17 protein-coding genes are annotated in these 18025 nt (G+C 45.2%); 8 read left to right on the plus strand and 9 right to left on the minus strand.

The annotated features are described in order from the left end of the window. Positions 1-9: 9 nt before the first annotated feature. A complete protein-coding gene (locus tag J4N44_RS06375; protein WP_005437260.1) occupies positions 10-399 on the plus strand; it encodes a DUF2750 domain-containing protein in 390 nt (129 codons plus the stop codon). A gap of 103 nt (positions 400-502) precedes the next feature. Here J4N44_RS06375 and J4N44_RS06380 read toward each other — a convergent pair whose 3' ends face one another. From J4N44_RS06380 to pspF, 6 genes are all read right to left on the minus strand, one after another. After that, on the minus strand, positions 503-1285 hold the full coding sequence (locus tag J4N44_RS06380) for a peptide ABC transporter ATP-binding protein (protein ID WP_005450710.1): 783 nt from the start codon (positions 1283-1285) through the stop codon (positions 503-505). After that, positions 1282-2277, minus strand: a complete 996-nt coding sequence (locus J4N44_RS06385) for a peptide ABC transporter ATP-binding protein (protein WP_005450708.1) — start codon at positions 2275-2277, stop codon at positions 1282-1284. Before J4N44_RS06385 ends, J4N44_RS06380 begins: the two co-directional genes overlap by 4 nt. Further along, complete coding sequence (locus J4N44_RS06390) at positions 2277-3164, minus strand: ABC transporter permease subunit (protein WP_005450707.1); 888 nt, start codon at positions 3162-3164, stop codon at positions 2277-2279. The genes J4N44_RS06385 and J4N44_RS06390 overlap by 1 nt, the downstream gene beginning before the upstream one ends. Next, positions 3151-4113, minus strand: a complete 963-nt coding sequence (locus tag J4N44_RS06395) for an ABC transporter permease (protein ID WP_005450705.1) — start codon at positions 4111-4113, stop codon at positions 3151-3153. Before J4N44_RS06395 ends, J4N44_RS06390 begins: the two co-directional genes overlap by 14 nt. Then, positions 4113-5732 (minus strand): ABC transporter substrate-binding protein SapA, encoded by a 1620-nt coding sequence (gene sapA, locus J4N44_RS06400; RefSeq protein ID WP_252044975.1) that lies wholly within the window; start codon positions 5730-5732, stop codon positions 4113-4115. Before sapA ends, J4N44_RS06395 begins: the two co-directional genes overlap by 1 nt. Positions 5733-6209: 477 nt before the next feature. Beyond that, complete coding sequence (gene pspF, locus J4N44_RS06405; protein ID WP_009698165.1) at positions 6210-7220, minus strand: phage shock protein operon transcriptional activator; 1011 nt, start codon at positions 7218-7220, stop codon at positions 6210-6212. Positions 7221-7453: 233 nt separating this feature from the next. On the opposite strand from pspF, the gene pspA reads away from it, so the two are divergent. The 7 genes from pspA (at position 7454) to J4N44_RS06440 (ending at position 14764) form a co-directional block, all read left to right on the plus strand. Then, on the plus strand, positions 7454-8125 hold the full coding sequence (gene pspA / locus J4N44_RS06410; RefSeq protein ID WP_005450697.1) for a phage shock protein PspA: 672 nt from the start codon (positions 7454-7456) through the stop codon (positions 8123-8125). A 14-nt stretch (positions 8126-8139) separates the two neighbouring features. Further along, positions 8140-8373: an envelope stress response membrane protein PspB gene (pspB, locus tag J4N44_RS06415; protein ID WP_005450695.1), complete on the plus strand. Its 234-nt coding sequence runs from the start codon at positions 8140-8142 to the stop codon at positions 8371-8373. Beyond that, positions 8366-8755: an envelope stress response membrane protein PspC gene (gene pspC, locus J4N44_RS06420; RefSeq protein ID WP_005450693.1), complete on the plus strand. Its 390-nt coding sequence runs from the start codon at positions 8366-8368 to the stop codon at positions 8753-8755. The genes pspB and pspC overlap by 8 nt, the downstream gene beginning before the upstream one ends. A 156-nt stretch (positions 8756-8911) precedes the next feature. Further along, positions 8912-9943 carry an efflux RND transporter periplasmic adaptor subunit gene (locus J4N44_RS06425; protein ID WP_005450692.1) on the plus strand — a complete coding sequence of 344 codons (1032 nt, stop codon included), beginning with the start codon at positions 8912-8914 and terminating at the stop codon, positions 9941-9943. 1 nt (position 9944) lies between these two features. Then, positions 9945-11030 (plus strand): efflux RND transporter periplasmic adaptor subunit, encoded by a 1086-nt coding sequence (locus J4N44_RS06430; RefSeq protein ID WP_252044976.1) that lies wholly within the window; start codon positions 9945-9947, stop codon positions 11028-11030. After that, positions 11027-14134 carry an efflux RND transporter permease subunit VmeI gene (vmeI, locus tag J4N44_RS06435; RefSeq protein WP_252044977.1) on the plus strand — a complete coding sequence of 1036 codons (3108 nt, stop codon included), beginning with the start codon at positions 11027-11029 and terminating at the stop codon, positions 14132-14134. The genes J4N44_RS06430 and vmeI overlap by 4 nt, the downstream gene beginning before the upstream one ends. Before the next feature lie 69 nt (positions 14135-14203). Continuing rightward, a complete protein-coding gene (locus tag J4N44_RS06440; protein WP_005450686.1) occupies positions 14204-14764 on the plus strand; it encodes a DNA-3-methyladenine glycosylase I in 561 nt (186 codons plus the stop codon). On the opposite strand, the gene J4N44_RS06445 is transcribed toward J4N44_RS06440, so the two are convergent. The 3 genes from J4N44_RS06445 to J4N44_RS06455 all read right to left on the minus strand — a co-directional run bounded on the left by J4N44_RS06445 (position 14761) and on the right by J4N44_RS06455 (position 18023). Continuing rightward, complete coding sequence (locus J4N44_RS06445) at positions 14761-15621, minus strand: lipase secretion chaperone (protein ID WP_252044978.1); 861 nt, start codon at positions 15619-15621, stop codon at positions 14761-14763. The genes J4N44_RS06440 and J4N44_RS06445 overlap by 4 nt on opposite strands. Positions 15622-15634: 13 nt before the next feature. Next, entirely contained in the window at positions 15635-16537 is a 903-nt protein-coding gene (locus J4N44_RS06450; protein ID WP_009698161.1) for an esterase/lipase family protein, read from the minus strand. 280 nt (positions 16538-16817) lie between these two features. Beyond that, complete coding sequence (locus tag J4N44_RS06455) at positions 16818-18023, minus strand: cystathionine beta-lyase (RefSeq protein ID WP_005450676.1); 1206 nt, start codon at positions 18021-18023, stop codon at positions 16818-16820. Positions 18024-18025: the final 2 nt, after the last annotated feature.

Consider the following 18025-nt stretch of genomic DNA (forward strand, 5'->3'; position numbering starts at 1 on the left):
GAGACGACTATGTCTGAAGCATTAACCCAAGAGCAGATGGACACCATTAACCGCTACAATGAAGAGCAGCGTTTGAAATACTGCGTAAAAGAAATCGTAGCGAACCGCAAAGTGTGGATTCTGAAAGACGAACACGGTTGTGTCATGCTAAACACAGAAGATGACGATTGTGTACCAGTTTGGCCAAACGAAGAGTTTGCACAGCAATGGGCAACGGGTGACTGGGAAGAATGTGAGCCGGAAGCTATTTCATTGAACAAGTGGCACAGTCGCTGGACGTCCGGTTTAGAAGACGATGAGCTCTCTGTCGTGGTTTTCCCAAACCAGAATGAAGAAGGTGTTGTTCTTTTTCCTGACGAATTTGATTTTGAACTGCGCAAACAAGAAAGCCGTCGCTAATTGGGTCGAGTCGCGTCTTGATATCCAGTAATACTAAAAAGCCTGCGTTGATGCAGGCTTTGTTATTTTTGTCAGTAATTTACGATTTTCTGAGAGACAAGGATTAGTGGCTTGGCGCTTTGTAAAAGTGGCTCTCGACCAATCGTTGAGTAATAGCGTGCTCTGGATTAGTAAGCACTTGGTTAGTTTCACCAAACTCCACAACTTCGCCTTCGTGCATCACCATCACTTTGTCGGTAATGTGTTTTACGATCCCAATATGCTGAGATACATAAACAAAGGACAGTCCCATCTCTTCTTGCAGTTCTAAGAAGAGGTTGATGATCTGAGAGCGCATCGCCATGTCGAGACCATTGAGTGCTTCGTCAGCCACAATGATCGAAGGCTGAAGGATCAATGCACGAGCAAGGCACACGCGTTGTTTCTGACCTGCTGCGAGCATTTGAGGGTAGAAGTACGCATGTTCCGGCAGCAGACCAACTCGAAGTAAGGTTTCTTTCACACGCTTCATACGTGCATCTGGCGGCATGTTCGTGTTTCGCTTTAACGGACCTTCCAAAATTCGACCTATCTGAATTCGTGGGTTCAAAGAGGTGTTTGGGTCTTGGAAAATCATGCGAATCAGCTTACAGCGCGTCGAGTAATCTTTGTGTTCGAGACGTTCACCGTTCACTCGAATCTCACCGGAACTCGGCTCAACAACGCCAGCTAACATACGTGCTAGCGTCGATTTGCCTGAACCATTTTGTCCGATAAAGCCGATAGTTTGCCCCGGCTCTAAGCTGAAGCTGACGGGCTTTACTGCTTCTTTGACTGTGCGTTTGAACAGACCTGAACGCGTAACAAACTGTTTCGATAGGTTATCGACTTCAAGCAACGCACTCATGAATGTTTCTCCGTGTTCAATGGGAAGTGACAGTTAAATTTATGGTTCTTAATTCGTTTGGTATGCGGAATTTCGACACATTGTCTTTGTGCATAAGGACAACGAGGTCCTAAACGGCAACCAATCGGTAAGTGCTGCAACGGAGGGATTGAGCCTGGCAGTGATTGCAGTTTCTGCTTATGAGGAATCCAATCATTGAAATCGGGCATCGCTTTTAGCAGCGCAGCAGTATAAGGGTGTTTAGGTGCTTCGATGAGTTTATCGGTATCTGCTGATTCCACTGATTGACCACAGTACATTACGGTAATGCGATTTGCCCATTGTGTAATGGTCGTCAAGTCGTGCCCGATCAACACAATGGTGGTGTTGTTGAGTTGGTTCATACGACTCAACAAACGCAAGATTTGCGATTGTGTAATTGGGTCAAGGTCGTTTGTCGGTTCGTCGGCAATCAAGATTTTTGGCTTAGTTGCAATAGCCATTGCGATCATGACTTTTTGACATTCACCATCGGTTAGCTCGTACGGGTAACTGCCCATTAAGCGTTTATGATCTTTGATACCCACTTTATGGAGTAGGGCGATGGCCTGTTTTTTACGCCACTTAAAGCGTTCCCACCATTTACCTTCAAAAGAGCGAGACGGGATCGATTCTATCAACTGACGTCCTACTTCTTCTGAGGGATCCAGACACGTTGAAGGCTCTTGGAATATCATGGCGATGTCTCGCGCAATCACTCTTCGGCGTTCTTTTGGCGTCAGTTGAAGCAGGTCAATATTGCCAAGACGCATTCGGTCTGCGGTCACTTTCCAGTTGTCTTTACAAACGCCTACAATGGCTTTGGCCACCAAGCTTTTGCCCGAGCCTGATTCGCCTACTAAACCACGGATTTCCCCTTCATTCAGGGTAATACTCATGCGGTCTACGGCTTTCACCAAACCTGAGGGCGTTTCAATTTCAATGGTTAAATGTCGAATATCTAATAACGGCATTATTCGATCCCCGCATTGAGAGCTTGGCGTACACCTTCACCCACTAAGTTTAGAACAACCACGGTAAACATAATGGTGAGACCTGGTAGTGTTACTGTCCATGGCGCAATGTAAATGAGCTCAACAGAGTCACCTAGAATTGCTCCCCATTCAGTACTTGGTGCTTGAGCGCCTAAGCCGAGGAAACCAAGCGCAGTGATATCTAGAATAGCAACTGACAGTGCAAGGGTAATTTCAGCGGCGATAACCGTTAATACGTTAGGTAGAATGGAGTTCCACAGCAGATAAAAATCGTTCGCACCATCCAGACGTGCTGCCATGATGTAATCTTTTTCAACCTCGGTATGCACGGCAATATAGACCGAACGGATAAAACGTGGGATCAGAGCTAAGCAGATGGCCAGAAGAATATTGAACTCACCAAAGCCTAAGAATGCCACGAAAATGATCGCAAGCAGTAGTGATGGAATAGACATCACAGTGTCGAGCAAGTGGTTTAAGGTACTGGAGAGCAGGCCTTTAGTCATGCCCGCTAAAACACCAATGAAACAACCGATCAACGCTGCTATCGCCGTAATTGCAACTGCAGCACCGAACGTCAGTTGAGAGCCCATAATAAGGCGCGAAAGAATGTCACGACCTAAATCGTCAGTCCCCAGGAAGTAATCAACCGTGCCAGCTGGTGCCCATGATGGCGGCACAAGCAATTCGCCAGATTGAGCTTGAGGATCATAAGGGGCAATTAAAGGTGCAAAAATGGTGATCAGCACAATGAAGATCAAGCACCACAAGCCAAACATTGCCAAGCTGTTCGCGCGGTAGCTACGCCAGAATCGTTCGAACTGAGTCGGAATGCGCTCTTCCTGATAGACGTTATTTGTTAGCATACCATTCCTTTCTCACCAGAGGGTTGATCATGGCACCAATCAAATCCGAAAGGATGTTGGCAGTTAAAACAAGGGTCGCCAGAACCATGACACCAGCTTGAATTGACGCATAGTCTTGATTCGAAAGAGCGTCCAACAACCAGCGCCCAATGCCTGGCCAGTTGAAGATAGACTCAGTAATGATAGCTAACGTAATCATGCTTGAAAGCTGAACCCCAACCTTTGGAATGATGGGTGGAATCGCATTGCGTAATACGTGTTGTGTCACGATCTCACGGTTTGATAAACCTTTGATTCGCGCCGCACGGATGTAGTTTTGGCTCATCACTTCTGCCACTGATGCACGCATCAAACCGATGACCTGTGTGGTCGGCGTTAGAGCCAGAACCAAACAAGGAAGAACCATATGCTCAATAACGCTTTGTAGCGCATGAGCTCGGTATTCACCTTTTGCCATAAATGCATCGATAATGGCGAAGCCTGTCACATGGTCAATTTCGTAAAGAAGATCATAGCGTCCCGCGACAGGGAAGACATGATATTGAAGTGAAAAGACCATAATCAACATCAGCGCAACCCAGAAAATTGGGGCGGAATAACCAGACATAGAAACGAACGAGATGCTGGTATCTAACCATTTGCCTTGTTTCATGCCCGCTATTGTACCGAGTGGAATACCGATCAGCAGTGACACAACAAAGGCGAAAAAGCACAGCTCTAGCGTTGCAGGGAACACGACCGCTAACTCTTCATAGATTGGGTTGCCATTTTTGCTGATACCGAAATTGAGCTGAGACAACTCAACTAGGTAGCTTTGCCAGCCCGACCAAAACTCTACATTTGCCCAATGAGATGTTGGATCTAAACGCAAGAGTGAAAAGCCCACCAAAGTGAGAATCATCAAAGTGATGACAAATAGATTAAGACGTCTTACGGCGTACCAAAACATTAATGAATTCTCTCAACTCTATCAAAAGGTTGCGCATTGAAAGGGCTCGATTTAAAACCTTTCAGCGATTTATCGTGAACACGGAACTGAACGCCGTGAGCTAATGGGATAACTGGAAACTCTTCATTCAGAATATTCTGCGCTTGGCGGTATAGGTTCAAGCGGTAACGCTGCTGCTGTGTCTCTAATGCGAGATCGAGCAGGAAGTCAAAATCATCGTTACACCACATTGAAACGTTTAAACCCACCCGCTCAGATTCACAAGAAAGCAGCGGACGGAAGAAGTTGTCAGGATCGCCAGTATCACCAATCCAGCCAGTTAAGAGCAAATCAACATCGTTGATGGTTTCGAGCTGTGTGCGCTCAAAGCGATCATCGGTCAGTAGGCGTAACTCAACACCGATATCGGCAAAGTTAGCTTGGATAAGTTCTGCGGTTTTACGCGGGCTAGGGTTGAAAGCGCGAGGCTCTAATGGGACCCACATCGTCAGTTGCAGACCTTTCTCGTAACCTGCTTCTCGAAGTAGGGCTAAAGCATAATTACGGTCATAACGTATTTTCACGCTGTCTTTTTGGTAAGCCCAAGAGTTTGGTGGAAGCAGTGTATAAGCTTGAGTCCCCGTACCGTAATAAACCGAGTCAAGAATGTTCTGGCGGTTGATCGCCAGATTCAAGGCTTGGCGAACTCGAGCATCGCGCAGAGCAGGGTGCTCAGTATTAATCGCAATAAAGGACACGTTGTTAGCAGGTGTTGCGGTTAATTCCAGCTCTTCTGTTTCTTGGATGATCGGGATTTGGCTAGAGATCGGTGAAGCCAAGACATCGCACTCATTTCTCAGTAGCTTAGCGAGTGTGCCCGTACCACGGTGGGAAATATCGAATACGACTTGCTCCATTTTTGCCGGCGATTTCCAGTATTTAGGATGGCGCTCTAAACGAATCAAGTCGTTCACTTGATACTCTTTTAGTTGATATGGACCGGTACCGATAGGCAGCATATCAATTTGTGCTTTCTCATCCTTTGCTGCTAACTGCTGACCATATTCTGCAGAGAGAAGCACAGCATGGCTGGTGGCAATGTTTGCCAAAAAAGCAAAGTTAGGTTGAGTCAGAACAAATTTAACCGTGTGGTCATCCAGCGCAATCACATCTTTAACTAGGTTTTGGAAATCTAAACCTGCAAACCATGGATAAAAACCACCACCGACGTCGTGAAACGAATGGTCTACATCAATGATTCGCTTAAAGCTAAATACCACGTCTTGCGCGTTGAATGGTCGAGTTGGTGTAAACCATGAAGTCTTTTGGAACTGAACACCACGTTTAAGATTAAACGTATATTCGGTGCCTTCTTCATTCACCGACCAGCTCTCAGCAAGGTTCGCGATGGGTTGATGAGATTTAGGATCGAGCGTGAGCAGCGTGTCATAAAGCTGAGGACTTAATGCTTCGGCTGTAATGCCGCTGTCAATTAGCTGAGGGTTGAATGTGGTTGGCTTACCTTGCCCACAAAACACAAAGCCATTCTCTCGAATATCATTGTGATCGATTTCGTCACCACAGGCGGTGAGTAAGCTAATACCAATTAGGCTCAGCGATAGTCTTATAAAAGCATTCATAATATGAAATGGTCATTGGACTTTGCTTGCTCCCAGCGCGTTATAGCACCGAGTATGACAAGCGAAAATGATCTCGCTAATTTATCACTTTTGCCAACTCGCTCCAAACATAAAATCGTTGAGCTGCAGGGTGTTAGATCAAATTACCGTATCATTTCTGGTCGTTGACCTGTTTTGCCTCTTGAAATTGCTCACAACGTACGTGCAATAGCGCCTTTCGCACCGCGGTTCGTTTTATCATTATATACCCAAGTCAACTCGCCCTTCGAGAGCGTGTCATTGACCCGGCTGCTGTGTCAAACCCCTAGGAAAGAGCCGATTATTACCCAGCGTTGTCTTCCTTGCTTACTTTCATTAAACAGGGAACCAGAGACAACGCTCTGAATCCTGCATCTTGAAGTCACTTGGGTATAATGATCAATTGATAGAGTGAGACATCGCTAGAGAGCAATGATAGTTAACTTGGTGCAAGGACGTTTATCCTTGACCAACTAAGCCATATTTTCTCACCATGCCTCTTAGTTGATGGTAGCTCAGACCTAACAGCTCTGCGGCTTGACGCTGGTTAAACTTGGCTTCTTCCAACGCACGGTTGAGCAATTCAATATCTTGGTCTTCTTGCCACTGCTTGTAATCCAACGGGAAGTGTATTTCTGCTTTTTGTGCGGCTTGTGTTGTTTCTGGTTCTTCTTGACTCGCAGAGTGACCCAATGCGTTCTCCCAACCCGTTTCAAATGGGTTAAAGATCAAGTGTTCAATCGGATCTGAGTTCAATCCATGACGGTATATGGCACGCTCAATGACATTCTTAAGTTCACGTACGTTACCTGGCCATTCGTAGTCTAGGAGCGATTGCTGCGCTTGCTCCGTAAAACCGACGAAGTATTCAAGTTGGAGTTCACGACACATTTTGATCGCGTAATGCTCGGCAAGAGAGAGAATGTCTTCTTTTCTTTCACGTAAAGGAGGAAGCATGATGACGTCAAACGCCAAGCGATCGAGTAAATCCGCTCGGAAATCGCCTTGTTCCGCCAACTTTGGTAAGTCTGCATTGGTTGCACACACCAAACGTACATCGGCGTTTAATGCAGTATGCCCACCAACGCGCTCGTATTCCCCATATTCAATCACACGCAAAAGTTTTTCTTGAACGAGGAGAGGAGCGGTCGCCAATTCATCGAGAAATAGTGTGCCACCCTCTGCGCGTTCAAAACGTCCTTTGTGCTTGCCTTTAGAGCCAGTAAATGAGCCGGACTCATGACCAAAAAGCTCAGAATCAATCAAACCTTCGCTTAATGTCGCACAGTTTAGGGAAAGCAGTGGTTTATCCCAACGCTTTGATAAATAGTGTAAACGTTGCGCGATGAGTTCTTTACCTGTGCCTCGTTCTCCAATTATGAGGACAGGGCGCTCAATTGGCGCAAGTTGTGATACTTTATCTAATACGGCGAGAAAAGCAGGCGATTCACCGATGAGGTTTTGCTTCATAAAATCCTTCTTATTTTCTATCTTGCCATGATTTACAGTATTGGAGTTGGTGAAATTTACCAACAGTTGGTAAAAACCATCATAGCATAACGGTATGCAACAACAACAAAATGCTTAACTTGCTGTTTATTAAGGGAAATAAAAGTTGGCACGCTACTTGTAATATCTAAATGGAGACACAAGGTGAATAACCGCCTTGTCGAGTTTTAATAGGAAAAAAGAGGAGTTCCGTTATGGGTATTTTTTCTCGTTTTGCAGATATCGTTAACTCAAACATCAGTGCATTGCTAGACAAGGCGGAAGATCCTGAAAAAATGATCCGTCTTATCATCCAAGAAATGGAAGACACACTTGTAGAAGTGCGTACTAACTCGGCTAAAGCGATTGCAGATAAAAAAGAGTTGGCTCGCAAAGTCGAAGCTCTAGAAGAGCAAATCACTGAGTGGGGGCAAAAAGCAAGCCTAGCTTTAGTGAAAGAGCGTGAAGATTTGGCTCGCGCAGCTCTGATTGAAAAGCAAAAGTTAGAGCAAGTCATTAAAGGTCTTCATACTGAGCAAACGTTGGTTGAAGAAACCATCGAGAAGCTAACCGGTGAAATCGGTAAACTAGAAAACAAAATTGCTGAAACGCGCGCTAAGCAACAAGCATTGGCAATTCGCAACCAAACGGCATCTAACCGTCGTGATGTTCAAAAACAACTGCATGCAGGTCGCACAAACGAAGCGATGGCAAAGTTCGAACAGTACTCTCGTAAAATTGACGAGATGGAAGCAGAAGCAGATCTTTACGCAAAAACTGGCAACGCAAAATCTTTAGACCAAGAGTTTGCCGAGCTACAAGCACAAGATGAAATCGAAAAAGAGTTGGCAAAACTGAAAGAACAGATGTCATCAAACAATAAATAAGAAAGGAGCCATTTATGTCGACATTTTTTATTACTGGACCATTGATTGTCTTTTTAATCTTTGTCGCTCCACTATGGCTCTTCTTACACTATCGCAGCAAACGCAAAGCAGATAGTGCACTGTCGAGCCAAGATCTAGAGCGTCTTCAGGTGCTGTCTGAGAAAGCGGAAGCGATGCAGTCTCGAGTTGATACATTGGAGCGTATCCTAGATGCAGAATCCCCAACGTGGAGACGCAAGTATGAGTAAACGAGAACTGTATCGTGACCCTGTAAACGGTAAAATCTCCGGCGTGTGTGCCGGAGTGGCAAACTACTTTGGTGCAGAAGTTTGGTTGATTCGTATCGTTGTGATTTCCGCAGCCTTGCTTGGTGGTACTTTCCTTGTCTTGTTGGCATACATTGCGATGACCTTCATGTTAGAAAAGCAGCCAATGACTTATACCGAAAACATTAAGTCGCAACAGGAACATACATTGAAGAGCAAACCGTGGCAAAAAGGGCAAAGCCCAGATCAGTTGCTCAGTGTGCTAGAAAACGACTTCAGTCGTCTTGATAATAAGATTCGAAGTATGGAAGCGTATGTCACCTCTGATGCCTATCGCGTAAACAGAGAATTTAATAAGCTCTGATAATTAATTATGAATGTATTGATAAAGCAGACCTCGGTCTGCTTTATTTTTGTCTCAAATAGCTCATTTTAAAGAAAAATTAGATTCAGATGCTCTAGAAGAATGTCATAAATTCATCTACCTTAAAAAGAATGGATGTTAAATGGATGAATTCACATGAGAAAAGCGCTCATTCCAATCGCTGTCATGACGGTTCTTTCGGGGTGTGGTAAAGAGCTGCCACCAGTCCCTGAACCCGAATCTCGGCCCGCCAAACTCTTCACTGTTTCTGTAGGCAATGCTCAGTTTGAAAGACATTTTCCTGCCACTACAGAAGCTGGTGATCGAGCAGTACTCGCATTTCGTGTCCCTGGTTTGCTTCAATCGATAGAAGTAAACGCAGGTCAAATGGTCAATAAAGGCGATGTGCTTGCCGTGCTCAACCCCGATGAGTATTCACTACTCGAAAAACAAGCCCGTGCAAACTACACCCTTGCTGACGTTCAATACGAGCGTTCGAAAAAGCTTCGTAAAGAACAAGTGGTCTCGGAACAAGATTTTGATGCAGCAAAAGCCAATCACAACTCGGCCAAAGCCCAGTGGAATCAGGCAAAAGCAAACCTAAGATACACCAAACTTGTTGCCCCTTATGACGGCACGATTTCTTATCTCCCAGCAGAAAACCATGAGTATGTGGCGGCAAAAGAAGGCGTCATGAATATTCAGACTAACCAAGTGATGAAGGTACTGTTCCAACTGCCTGATCACTTGTTAAGTAAATTTACTCAAGGTGCAAATGCGTACGCCTCCATGACGTTTGATGCATTCCCAGAGCGTTCTTTCGAGTTAACCTTCCAAGAAATTGATACTGAAGCAGACCCTAAAACTGGTAGTTACAAAGTCACCATGGTAATGGAACGACCAGAAGGGGTGGGGATATTGCCGGGTATGTCCGGTAACGTGCATTTAGTTTCTGAAAATGCAGGTGCTACCCGAATTCCAAGCTCCGCGATATTTACTGAAGATGGCAAAACCTGTGTTTGGCGTGTCAATGACCAAGGTATTGTTGAGAAAGTGTCTGTCGCGTTAAACGATAAGCAGCAAATCGAGGAAGGACTGCAAGATGGTGATCAAATCATTATCTCTGGCGTGAACGTGATCGAACCGGGTATTAAGGTTCGAGAATGGGTTAAGGAGCGAGGGCTGTAACATGAAAGGAATCTTAGCTTTAACGACGCTTTGCTCTACGGTATTGCTCGCTGGTTGTGGTGACAAAGGACCTGAAAGAGAACTAGAAACACCTCGTGTGAGAGTCGCTTCTCTGGAAGGAAAGCGAGTCGATGATAATCTTTATTTCCCTGCTATTGCCAATGCGGCTGACCGTTCGCATTTGAGTTTCCGTGTTGCGGGTGAGGTGAGCCGAGTGCTGGTGAAAGAGGGTGATAAAGTCATTAAAGGCGATGTCATTGCCACACTGGATCCTACGGATTATCAGCTTGATGTTGATAATGCTTCGGCACGTTTTTCCGTCGTCGATAGCCAGTATCGTCGCTCTGCACCTTTGGTGAAAAAAGGTTTATTAGCGAAATCTCAATTCGATGAGATTGCAGCACAACGTCAAATCGCACTGGCTGAATTGGAGTTAGCCAAACTTCGACTGTCTTTTACTCAACTTAAAGCGCCTGTTGACGGCATCATCTCACGCGTCAACGTTGACCAGTTTGAAAATATTCAAGTTGGGCAGTACATCGTGAACATTCATAGTGTTAATCGTGTTGAAGTGCTGATCCAACTTCCGGATCGCCTCTATGTCAAACAGCCGCCGACGTCGGAAAATCTTGCCAAAATTGATGCGGTGGTTCGTGTACCAAGTGGTAATGAATACAAAGCCCACATCAAAGAATTCACGACCGAACCAGATCCAGATACTGGCACATTTACCGTCACCTTATCACTGCCTATGCCAGAGCAAGAGTACATTCTTGACGGTATGGCTGTTGATGTGACGTCTAAAGATGAGAATGTTGGCTTGGAATTGAATGTTGGTATCAATGTTCCGATCGAAGCGATTTTCAATGCTGATGGCGATGATTTAAGCCGAGAAAACAAATTTGTTTGGGTGCTAAATGACGACAATACCGTCACTCGCAAGCAAGTACGAGCGGGCAAAGCATCAAAAACATCGGTTCAAATTCTTGATGGTCTAGAGCTTGATGACAAAGTCGTTGTCGCAGGTGTGGCTCGATTGAGAGAAGGCATGAAAGTGGAAGTGGTTAAGCAGGAGGCAACTCAATGAGTGAACAAAATAACGTTGCGCCTCAACAAGATGATGAAAACGTAACGGGTATTGCGGCGTATTTCATTAGAAACCGCGTAATCAGTTGGATGGTGTCGCTGATCTTCTTGATTGGTGGTGTTGCGGCGTTCTTTGGATTAGGGCGTCTTGAAGATCCAGCCTTTACTATTAAAGACGCAATGGTAGTGACCTCTTATCCGGGGGCAACGCCACAACAAGTGGAAGAAGAAGTTACTTATCCGATAGAGAAAGCGATTCAGCAATTAACCTACGTGGATGAAGTGAACTCCATTTCCAGTCGTGGTCTATCTCAAATTACAGTGACCATGAAAAACAACTATGGTCCGGATGATTTACCACAGATTTGGGATGAACTACGTCGTAAGGTTAATGACCTAAAAGGTACGTTACCACCGGGTGTCAATGACCCATCGGTGATTGATGACTTCGGCGATGTATACGGGATTTTGCTTGCGGTAACTGGTGACGGATACAGTTATAAAGAGTTGCTCGATTACGTTGATTATTTAAGGCGTGAACTTGAACTGGTTGATGGGGTAAGTAAGGTCTCGGTATCTGGTCAACAGCAAGAGCAAGTGTTCATCGAAATCTCGATGAAAAAGCTAAGCAGTTTGGGGCTATCTCCGACAACCGTTTTTAACTTACTTTCGACCCAAAACGTAGTTTCTGATGCAGGTGCGATCCGTATCGGTGATGAGTACATTCGTATTCAACCTACCGGTGAGTTTCAAAGCGTAGATGAGCTAGGTGACTTATTGATCACCGAGTCTGGTGCACAAGGTCTGATTTTCTTAAAAGACGTTGCCGAAATTAAGCGAGGTTATGTAGAAGTTCCAACCAACATCATTAACTACAATGGTGAGTTGGCGCTGAACTTGGGGATTTCATTTGCTCAGGGTGTCAATGTTGTTGAAGTTGGCAAGGCATTTGATCGTCGAGTTGCAGAACTGAAGTACCAACAGCCAGTAGGCGTTCAAATTTCAGAAATCTACAATCAGCCAAAAGAAGTAGATAAGTCGGTGAGTGGCTTCGTTATCAGTTTGGCTCAAGCCGTTGGTATCGTAATCATCGTTCTATTGTTCTTTATGGGTTTACGCTCCGGTCTGCTTATTGGTCTGATCTTGCTACTGACTGTACTAGGTACCTTCATTTTTATGAAGTACTTAGCCATCGATTTACAACGTATCTCTCTTGGGGCATTGGTTATTGCTCTGGGTATGCTGGTGGATAACGCCATCGTCGTCGTGGAAGGGATACTCATCGGGACTCAAAAAGGGCGAACGAGACTTCAAGCTGCGACGGATATCGTCACGCAAACCAAATGGCCGCTTTTAGGCGCGACGGTTATCGCTGTTACTGCTTTTGCGCCAATCGGTCTATCAGAAGACTCGACAGGTGAGTACTGTGGTACCTTGTTTACCGTACTGCTTATCTCGTTAATGCTGAGCTGGTTTACCGCTATTTCGTTGACGCCTTTCTTCGCTGATATTTTCTTCAAAGGTCAGAAAATTAAGAGTGGTGAAGGCGAAGACAATGACCCATACAATGGCATCATCTTCGTTATGTATAAGAAGTTCTTAAGCTTCTGTATGCGCCGAGCATGGTTTACTGTTGTTGTCTTGGTGGCAGGTCTAGCGGCGAGTGTTTACGGCTTCACCTATGTGAAACAAGCCTTCTTCCCATCTTCAACCACCCCTATTTTCCAGTTGGATGTTTGGTTGCCAGAGGGTACGGATATTCGAGCTACGAATGATACGCTGAAAGAACTGGAAGGCTGGCTTGCTGAGCAAGATCACGTTGAACATATTACTACCACCGCAGGTAAGGGTTTGCAGCGCTTCATGCTGACTTATGCCCCAGAGAAAAGCTACGCGGCTTATGGTGAGATCACTACGCGTGTCGAGAACTACGAAGCGTTAGCACCACTTATGGAGCGCTTTAGAGAGCACATCAAATCCAACTACCCAGAAATCAATTACAAATTGAAGCAAATTGAATTGGGTCCTGGTGGCGGTGCGAAGATTGAAGCGCGCATTATTGGTTCTGACCCAACGGTGCTGCGTACTATTGCTGCACAAGTGATGGATGTGATGTACGCCGACCCGGGAGCAACGAACATTCGTCACGATTGGCGTGAACGTACACAAGTGCTTGAGCCTCAGTTTAATGAAAGCCAAGCTCGTCGTTACGGCATTACTAAATCGGATGTGGATGATTTCTTATCGATGTCCTTCTCTGGTATGAATATTGGTTTATACCGCGATGGTACAACTCTGATGCCGATTGTTGCGCGTCTTCCGGAAGATGAGCGTATCGACATTCGTAACATCGAAGGCATGAAAATTTGGAGCCCAGCGCAGAGTGAATTTATTCCTCTACAACAAGTAACTATGGGTTACGACATGCGTTGGGAAGACCCAATCATTGTGCGTAAGAACCGTAAGCGCATGCTAACGGTAATGGCAGATCCAGATATCCTAGGTGAAGAGACAGCGGCAACATTGCAAGCACGTCTACAGCCGCAGATTGAAGCGATCCAAATGCCACCAGGTTACTCACTAGAGTGGGGTGGTGAGTATGAGTCATCAGGTGATGCAAAAGCGTCGTTGTTTACCACGATGCCTATGGGTTACTTGTTTATGTTCTTGATCACCATCTTCTTGTTTAACTCAATCAAAGAGCCTCTTATTGTTTGGTTAACAGTACCTTTGGCATTAATTGGTGTGACAACCGGTCTATTGGTGTTGAATACGCCGTTTGGCTTTATGGCATTACTGGGTTTCTTGAGTCTGTCGGGGATGGTACTGAAAAATGGTATCGTACTGCTTGATCAGATTGAGATTGAAATGAAGTCGGGTAAAGAAGCGTACGACGCAGTGGTGGATGCCGCAGTAAGTCGTGTGCGTCCAGTATGCATGGCTGCAATCACAACCATTCTAGGTATGATTCCTCTACTACCGGATATCTTCTTTAAACCAATGGCTGTAACCATCATGTTTGGTTTAGGTTTTGCGACCGTACTGACACTAATTGTCGTGCCAGTGTTGTATCGTCTATTCCACAAGGTGGCAGTGCCGAAGTAACGACTTAGTTTAAGTAACGTTCTAGAGCGCCTCTGGCTAACGTCAGGGGCGTTTTTATAAGGATTAAATATGGAACAGAATACGTGTGCATGGGCGATGAACCATCCACTTGAACGCGAATATCACGATACTGAATGGGGTGTGCCTGTACACGACGATACGGTATTGTTCGAATTCATCACGCTAGAAGGTGCGCAAGCCGGCTTAAGCTGGATTACGATTTTGAAAAAGCGTGAAGGTTATCGAGAAGCGTTTGAAAACTATGACTTAGATAAGCTGATTCAACGCGATGAAGTGCGTACCGAATTCATCGTTGAAAACTTCGACGTGGTTAAGCATCGCGGCAAAATTAATTCGGTATTCAGCAATGCTAAAGCGGCAAAGCAACTGATAGAAGAATACGGAAGCCTTTCCGCGGCGCTATGGCAATTTGTTGATGGCAAACCAATCGTGAATCACTGGACAGACATGAGCCAAGTGCCAGTATCGACAGAACAATCCAAAGCGATGAGCAAATTCCTTAAAAAGAAAGGCTTTAAGTTTGTGGGCGAGACGATTTGCTACGCCTTCATGCAAGCGGTCGGCATGGTTGATGACCACATTGTTGGTTGCCCTAAAAAACTGAATTAGTTTTTAGATTTACTATCATGAATCCTTTCCAAAGCTTCTATGCGACGCCATTGGTTTTGCTCGAAGCTTTGTTCTCTTAATCCGGCGATTTCTGTTTTCTTTTCTTCTTCGCCGAGGAAATCATTGTTGATGATCTCCGCACGTTTCTCTAAATAATCGTTGAGTGATGCGTTAAACGAGGCTCGTTGTTCATCCAGAGCTTGTAGTCGTTCCGCGCCTTCTTCACCCACCAAATCAACACGAGCCAAATACTTCTCCTGTGCAGACATTTCCGAGGTCTGACTTAGTTCAATCACTAGCGCGTTGTTGCGCTCACTTTGTTGAATGTACTTAGGTTGAGAGGCGAGGTTTTCTTCAAGCATTTGTTGTTGAGAATCAGCGTCTAATTCGGTTTCTCGAATGGCGAGTTTATCTATTGCTAACTGGCGTAAGCGATTTTCTTCATCGAAAAGTTGAGCAATTTGTTCGTCAGTAAAAAACGCGCTTTGCATCACTAAGATTGCGTCATTTAGCTGCTTCAGTTCGTTTAATGACAACGAATTTCCTTCGAACGGTTCTAGCTTGGATAACGCTTCTTTGTAGACTAGGTAAGTTTCGAACAGTTCTGCGCTGATACCCAGTGAATCTAGTTGTGATTCACCAGTTTTTACGTTGGCTTTGATTTCTTCAAGGCTTTGTTCTCCTAGACCGCTCAGAGTGTATTCAAAGAAGTCTTTTTGAGAAGAGAGATCAATACTGGTGTCCTGTTGTGACTGAGCTTTTATAAGTTGTGAGGGTGGGGACGATGGAAACAGATAAGCCGCTCCTACACCAATGAGTGATATGATGAATAAGGTGATGAGAGCGACTTTCTTCATAATGGCTTCCTTCTTATAGACCTTGTTGTTTTAGGCGGTTTGCATGTTGGCGATACAATGTGACTGGATCCGTTTCGAACAAATGATGGATACCTAGCAGCCCGTTGATTTCATCCAGATGATTCATCTTGTAATCATCACGAATCACTTTCCCCAAGTGAGTGCTGCACGTGCCCACGAGACCATCATTTGGACTATCAAACGCCAAACCTAAAACCACCATTGCGCCGTCTGTTGGATCAAACAGGTTGGTAAAGTTGGAAGAGCCAGTCCATGAGTAGTAATGCACACCGTTAGACGCCAATAGGTCTCCATCTCCACATTCACTGGTTGGAATGCCTTCGGGGTAATGCTGGTTGAACGCCAAAGAACCTTCGGTGGTTAGTGCCGCTAAGGAAGCTAGTGGGTCTTGGTCGAGATCAGTGCCACCGGAAAGTAGATTAATGAGAGTCACCAGCCCTTCTGCTAGCTTCACCGCGACACCTTCACTGATGGAGCCTTCAGGAACCGTTCCACGCACAATATCAGCTACTTTTGATCCTTTGTTCACCCCTCCAATACTGGTAACGGACGCCACTAAATCTGGGCGTACAGAAGCAACATAACGTGTTGTTGGTCCACCATGGCTGTGCCCAATCAAATTGACCTTTTCCGCGCCTGTAGCAGCAAGCAACGTTTCTACTTGAGCCAAGAGCTGCTCTCCACGTGCTTCACTGCTGTTGGTTGCGGAGACTTGAGCGACATAAACCGTCGCGCCATCTTTCGTTAGAGCATGTGGGATGCCATAGAAGTAATCGACTCCGGCAAGGGAATCAAAACCAAATAAACCATGGACAAGTACGATGGGGTATTTGGTTTCTGTGTAACCACTGGCGTTGGCAGATGCAAAAGGTAGGGTGCTTAAAACGAAAAGCATTGTTGTTATGAATCTGAGTTTCAAAACTATCTCCTTGTGGTATGACCTCTTATGAGTTTTATAAAATAGGAGATAAGTTTTGCGGTTGAGAAGTTCGTTTGTGGCACATTGTTTTAATCTGTGATTACTCAAAAGAAAATCAACAGATTCAATTAACATTGGATTGATGAATATTAGAATGTTAGTTAATTCTAATTAAGACAATGAGTTAGTAACTCTATAATGAGAGGTAAAAAAATAGCCTCGCAGTACGAGGCTATTTAATAATTGTTCTGAATGCTTATAAAGAGGCTTCTTTTTCTAGCACTAATGCATTGTATCGAGCAAAGCCAGCTTCAAGATCGGCGATTAAGTCTTCTACATCTTCTAAACCAATGTGTAGACGTACCAATGTACCTTCGAAATTTGGATTCGCCACTGTGCGCAAGCTATTAAAGCTCTTTGGCTCGTTAGCTAAAATCAAACTCTCAAACCCACCCCATGAATAACCCATGCTGAAGTGCTTCATACCATCCAACAATGCTGTGGTGGCTTTCGGGTACGAGCTTTTCAACACGAATGAGAACAGACCGTTACCACCAGTAAAATCGCGTTTATAGAATTCGTGACCCGGACAACTCTCTAGAGCAGGGTGACGAACGTGGTCAACTTCAGGACGAGCTGCTAACCATTGCGCGACTTTTAGACTGTTTTCCGCGTGTTGGCGTAAGCGTACATCAAGTGTGCGAATACCACGCAGACCTAGATATGCATCATCAGGAGAAACACATTGACCCATTAGGTAGCTCTGCTCGCGTAGCTGATCCCAGTACTTCTCAGACGCAACCGCCGTACCCAGCATTACATCTGAGTGACCAACAATGTATTTGGTTGCTGCTTGGATAGAGATATCCACGCCGTGCTCGAATGGTGAGAAGTTCACCCCCGCGCCCCATGTGTTATCCAACATTACAATGATGTCTTGTTCGTGTGCAATGCTTGCTAGGGTAGGGACATCCATCACTTCCATGGTAATGGAACCAGGAGACTCAAGGAAAAGCACTTTAGTATTCGGCTGAATAAGGTCACGAATGCCTGCGCCGATCATAGGATCGAAGTAAGTTGTCTCTACACCCATCTTCTTCATGATGGTGTCACAGAAATCGCGAGTAGGTTCGTAGCAGGTATCCACCATTAAGATATGGTCGCCCGTTTCGACAAAAGACAAGATGGCATTAGAAATCGCCGCCGTGCCACATGGGTAAAGGGCACACCCTGCGCCGCCTTCGACCTCTACCATGGCATCTTGAAAGGCAAAGTGTGTGTTTGTACCACGGCGTCCGTAAAACAGGGTTTTATTCGTACGATTGATCATCGCTTGGTTTTTTTCTGCGACGGTATCAAACACTATAGTAGAAGCGCGCTGCACTGGTGGGTTTACCACGCCATTTGTCCACTTCTTATCACGACCTGCGGTAACGAGTTTGGTCTTTTTGCCTTCTGACATAA

It is taken from the genome of Vibrio sp. SCSIO 43155 (assembly GCF_023716605.1).
Lineage (GTDB): Bacteria > Pseudomonadota > Gammaproteobacteria > Enterobacterales > Vibrionaceae > Vibrio > Vibrio harveyi.

Excerpts from the sequence above, each read along its gene's own strand:
- J4N44_RS06375 (WP_005437260.1), top strand. The coding sequence starts at position 10 with ATGTCTGAAGCATTAACCCAAGAGCAGATGGACACCATTAACCGCTAC.
- J4N44_RS06380 (WP_005450710.1), bottom strand. The coding sequence starts at position 1,285 with ATGAGTGCGTTGCTTGAAGTCGATAACCTATCGAAACAGTTTGTTACG.
- J4N44_RS06385 (WP_005450708.1), bottom strand. The coding sequence starts at position 2,277 with ATGCCGTTATTAGATATTCGACATTTAACCATTGAAATTGAAACGCCC.
- J4N44_RS06390 (WP_005450707.1), bottom strand. The coding sequence starts at position 3,164 with ATGCTAACAAATAACGTCTATCAGGAAGAGCGCATTCCGACTCAGTTC.
- J4N44_RS06395 (WP_005450705.1), bottom strand. The coding sequence starts at position 4,113 with ATGTTTTGGTACGCCGTAAGACGTCTTAATCTATTTGTCATCACTTTG.
- sapA (WP_252044975.1), bottom strand. The coding sequence starts at position 5,732 with ATGAATGCTTTTATAAGACTATCGCTGAGCCTAATTGGTATTAGCTTA.
- pspF (WP_009698165.1), bottom strand. The coding sequence starts at position 7,220 with ATGAAGCAAAACCTCATCGGTGAATCGCCTGCTTTTCTCGCCGTATTA.
- pspA (WP_005450697.1), top strand. The coding sequence starts at position 7,454 with ATGGGTATTTTTTCTCGTTTTGCAGATATCGTTAACTCAAACATCAGT.
- pspB (WP_005450695.1), top strand. The coding sequence starts at position 8,140 with ATGTCGACATTTTTTATTACTGGACCATTGATTGTCTTTTTAATCTTT.
- pspC (WP_005450693.1), top strand. The coding sequence starts at position 8,366 with ATGAGTAAACGAGAACTGTATCGTGACCCTGTAAACGGTAAAATCTCC.
- J4N44_RS06425 (WP_005450692.1), top strand. The coding sequence starts at position 8,912 with ATGAGAAAAGCGCTCATTCCAATCGCTGTCATGACGGTTCTTTCGGGG.
- J4N44_RS06430 (WP_252044976.1), top strand. The coding sequence starts at position 9,945 with ATGAAAGGAATCTTAGCTTTAACGACGCTTTGCTCTACGGTATTGCTC.
- vmeI (WP_252044977.1), top strand. The coding sequence starts at position 11,027 with ATGAGTGAACAAAATAACGTTGCGCCTCAACAAGATGATGAAAACGTA.
- J4N44_RS06440 (WP_005450686.1), top strand. The coding sequence starts at position 14,204 with ATGGAACAGAATACGTGTGCATGGGCGATGAACCATCCACTTGAACGC.
- J4N44_RS06445 (WP_252044978.1), bottom strand. The coding sequence starts at position 15,621 with ATGAAGAAAGTCGCTCTCATCACCTTATTCATCATATCACTCATTGGT.
- J4N44_RS06450 (WP_009698161.1), bottom strand. The coding sequence starts at position 16,537 with ATGCTTTTCGTTTTAAGCACCCTACCTTTTGCATCTGCCAACGCCAGT.
- J4N44_RS06455 (WP_005450676.1), bottom strand. The coding sequence starts at position 18,023 with ATGTCAGAAGGCAAAAAGACCAAACTCGTTACCGCAGGTCGTGATAAG.